The sequence below is a fragment of the Bradyrhizobium sp. P5_C11_2 genome, from assembly GCF_054049755.1.
Map to the genome: position 1 here is coordinate 1 of NZ_JBFULT010000693.1, position 3,397 is coordinate 3,397.

Sequence of the window (3,397 nt, forward strand, 5' to 3'; positions counted from 1 at the left end):
ACCATCGCCTTGCAATTCAGCAGCACGGAGCGATCCTCCGCACGCGCGGGGAGCGCGATCACCGCAAGCGCTGCGACAACAAAGACCGGCCGGATCACCGCCACTATCCCAGCTTCTCGCGCGCCAGCGCGGCGCCGACGCCGAGCGCCATCAGCTTGGCTTCGGCGATCTCCCGCCGCATCGGCGCCATCCCGCAATTGGTGGTGGCGATGATGTTGCTCTTGGGCACAAATTTGGACACGGCGTCGATCACCTGCACGACGTCCTCGGCGGTTTCCACCGTGTCGCTGGCGACATCGATCACGCCGGCCTGCACGATCTTGTTCTTGAGCAGCGCGAGCAGGTCGAGCGGCACCTTCGAATTGCGGCACTCGATCGCGACCTGCTGGATCGGGCTGGCGTCGATCGCCGGAAAAATCTGCTCGTACTGCCGCCATTGCGCGCCGAGCGTTTCCTTCCAGTCGGTGTTGGCCTTGATGCCGTAGCCGTAGCAGATGTGCACGGCGGTGGCGCAGGTGAGGCCTTGCGCGGCGCGCTCAAGCGCCTTGATGCCCCAGTCGTTGACTTCGTCCATGTAGACGTTGAAGGCCGGCTCGTCGAACTGCACGAGATCGACGCCGTCGRCCTGGAGCGCCTTGGCCTCTTCGTTCAGAAGCTCGGCAAAGGCGAAGGCCATCTTGACGCGGTCGCCATAGTAGCGATCGGCGATGGTGTCGATGATGGTCATCGGGCCGGGCAGGGTGAACTTCAGCTTCTTCCTGGTGTGCGTGCGCGCGACGCGCGCCTCGTCGGCATGGACGCGTCCCCTAAGCCGGAGCGGAGCGACCACCTGCGGCACCATCGCCTTATAGCGGTCCTTGCGGATGCCCATCTCGACCTTGTGGGCGAAATCGATGCCCTCGACCTTCTCCAGGAAGCCATGAACGAAATGCTGCCGGGCCTGCTCGCCCTCGGTGACGATGTCGATCCCGGCATCCTCCTGGACCTTCACCGCGAGCATGGTCGCGTCACGCTTGGCGCGAGCAAGCTCGTCGCCTTGCGACTTCCAGGGCGCCCAGAGCATGTTGGGTTCGGCGAGCCATTCCGGCTTCGGCAGGGAGCCGGCGATCGTGGTTGGAAACAGCATGGTGGCCCTCCCGGCGGGTTGTGATTGCGCCCCTTCCTGCCATGTCTTAACGTCGAGGTACAGAACAACAAAAGTCGCCATCGGGCAGGAACGAAATGATCGACCTCCACTACGCGCCGACGCCGAACGGCTGGAAAATCTCGATCATGCTGGAGGAACTGGGGCTCCCTTATCGGGTCATCCCCGTCGACATCCGCGCCGGCGAGCAGTTTCGTCCTGAATTCCTTCAGGTCAGTCCGAACAACCGCATTCCCGCGATCGTCGACCACGCGCCCGCCGACGGCGGCGAACCGTTCTCGGCRTTCGAGACCGGCGCGATCCTGGTCTATCTCGCGGAGAAGACCGGCCGCTTCCTGCCAGCGGACTTGCGCGGCCGCTCCACCACCATCCAGTGGGTGATGTGGCAGATGGCGGGGCTCGGGCCGATGCTCGGCCAGCACGGCCATTTCGCGCTCTATGCGGCCGAGAAGATCCCTTACGCGATTTCCCGCTATCGCGACGAGGCCGCGCGGCTCTATGGCGTGCTCGACCGGCAGTTGGCCAAGACCGGCGCCCATGTCGCCGGCGACTATTCCATCGCCGACATCGCCTGCTTCCCCTGGACCATGACCCACAAGGCGCAGGGCTTTACGTTAGAGGACTATCCGAACGTGAAGCGCTGGTACGCCGAGGTGCGTGCACGGCCGCAGGTGCAGGCGGGGCTCGCGATCGGCAAGTTTGTCAAGGAGCCGTTCGACGAGGAATCACGCAAGATCATGTTCGGCCAACGTGCCAAGGAAGTGTTGGGAAGGAAGTGACGGCCACGCCGTCATTCCGGGGCGCGACGAAGTCGCGAGCCCGGAATCCATCGAGCTGCAGCCGAATGCTGTGAAATGGATTCCGGGCTCGCGCCCAAGAGGGCGCGCCCCGGAATGACGAGAGACAAAAGGAAACGCCATGATCGAGTTCTTCTTCGACTGTTCCAGTCCCTGGACCTATCTCGCCTTCCACAACATCCAGCCGCTGGCAAAGGAGCTCGGCGCTGAGATCGCCTGGCGGCCGATCCTGGTCGGCGGCATCTTCAATACGGTCAATCCGAGCGTCTACGCGCAGCGTGWGACACCGGTGCCGTTGAAGGCGCGCTACATGAAGAAGGATCTTGGGGATTGGGCGCGCTCGGCAGGCCTTGCGATCAAGATGCCGCCGACGGTGTTTCCCGTGAACAGCGTCAAGGCGATGCGCGGCTGCACCTGGCTCGGCAGGGAGATGGTGCCGTTCGCGACCGCGGTGTTCGAAGCCTATTGGGGCGATGACAGGGACATCTCGCAGGATGCGGTGCTCGCCGAGATCTGCAGGAAGGTCGGCGTCGACGAGCAGAAATTCCTCGCCGGCATATCGGAGCAGGGGATCAAGGACCAGCTCAAGGCCAACACGGAAGAGGTCGTGGCGCGCGGCGGCTTCGGCTCGCCCACGATCTTCGTCGACAAGACCGACATGTACTTCGGCAACGACCGGCTGCCGCTGATCCGCGAGGCGCTCGAGCGCCGCAAGGCGAGCGCGGCCTGATGGTGCGCGCTGTCGTCTGCCGCGCGCTCGGCCCGCCCGAGACGTTGCGGCTGGAGGAGTTTCCGTCGCGGCCCCTGAGGCCGGACGAGGTGCGCATCGCGATCCGCGCCGCCGGACTGAATTTTCCGGATGTGCTGATGGCGGCCGGCGAGTATCAGCTCAAGCCTGAGCTGCCGTTCACGCCCGGTATGGAAGCGGCGGGGGACGTCACCGAGGTGGGCGCGGAGGCGAGGGGCGTTGCCGTCGGTGACAAGGTCATCGTCAAGATGCGCCACGGCGCTTTCACCGATGAAGCCGTGGTGACGCCGTCGCAGCTTACGCCGATGCCGTCGACCTTCGACTATGCGGAAGCCGCGACCTATCTCGCCGGCCACGGCACCGCGTATCACGCACTGATCGATCGCGGCAAAGTCGARCMGGGCGAGGTGCTGCTGGTGCACGGCGCCGGTGGCGGCGTGGGCCTTGCYGCCGTCGAGATCGGCAAGATGCTGGGCGCGATCGTGATCGCGACCGCCTCCAGCGATGAGAAGCTCGCCATCGCGAAATCGCGCGGCGCCGATCATCTCGTGCGTTACGACCGCGAGCCGTTTCGCGACGCCGTCAAGCGTATCACCGACGGTCGCGGCGCCGACGTCGTGTTCGATCCCGTCGGCGGCGAGGTGTTCGAGAACTCGATGCGCTGCATCGCCTGGGGCGCGCGGCTGCTGGTGATCGGCTTCACCGGGG

4 protein-coding genes are annotated in these 3,397 nt (G+C 65.1%); 3 read left to right on the forward strand and 1 reads right to left on the reverse strand.

Annotation, left to right across the window (positions count from 1 at the left end; genetic code table 11):
- Positions 1-103 precede the first annotated feature (103 nt).
- On the reverse strand, positions 104-1,126 hold the full coding sequence (locus tag ACXJL8_RS37020; RefSeq protein WP_456686617.1) for a methionine synthase: 1,023 nt from the start codon (positions 1,124-1,126) through the stop codon (positions 104-106).
- Positions 1,127-1,221: 95 nt separating this feature from the next.
- On the opposite strand from ACXJL8_RS37020, the gene ACXJL8_RS37025 reads away from it, so the two are divergent.
- The 3 genes from ACXJL8_RS37025 to ACXJL8_RS37035 form a co-directional block, all read left to right on the forward strand.
- Positions 1,222-1,923, forward strand: a complete 702-nt coding sequence (locus ACXJL8_RS37025; RefSeq protein WP_456618271.1) for a glutathione S-transferase N-terminal domain-containing protein — start codon at positions 1,222-1,224, stop codon at positions 1,921-1,923.
- Positions 1,924-2,062: 139 nt separating this feature from the next.
- On the forward strand, positions 2,063-2,671 hold the full coding sequence (locus tag ACXJL8_RS37030; RefSeq protein WP_456686618.1) for a DsbA family protein: 609 nt from the start codon (positions 2,063-2,065) through the stop codon (positions 2,669-2,671).
- Positions 2,671-3,397, forward strand: a 727-nt coding sequence (locus ACXJL8_RS37035; RefSeq protein WP_456686619.1) for an NADPH:quinone oxidoreductase family protein, incomplete at its 3' end; no start/stop codon positions are given. The genes ACXJL8_RS37030 and ACXJL8_RS37035, both read left to right, overlap by 1 nt.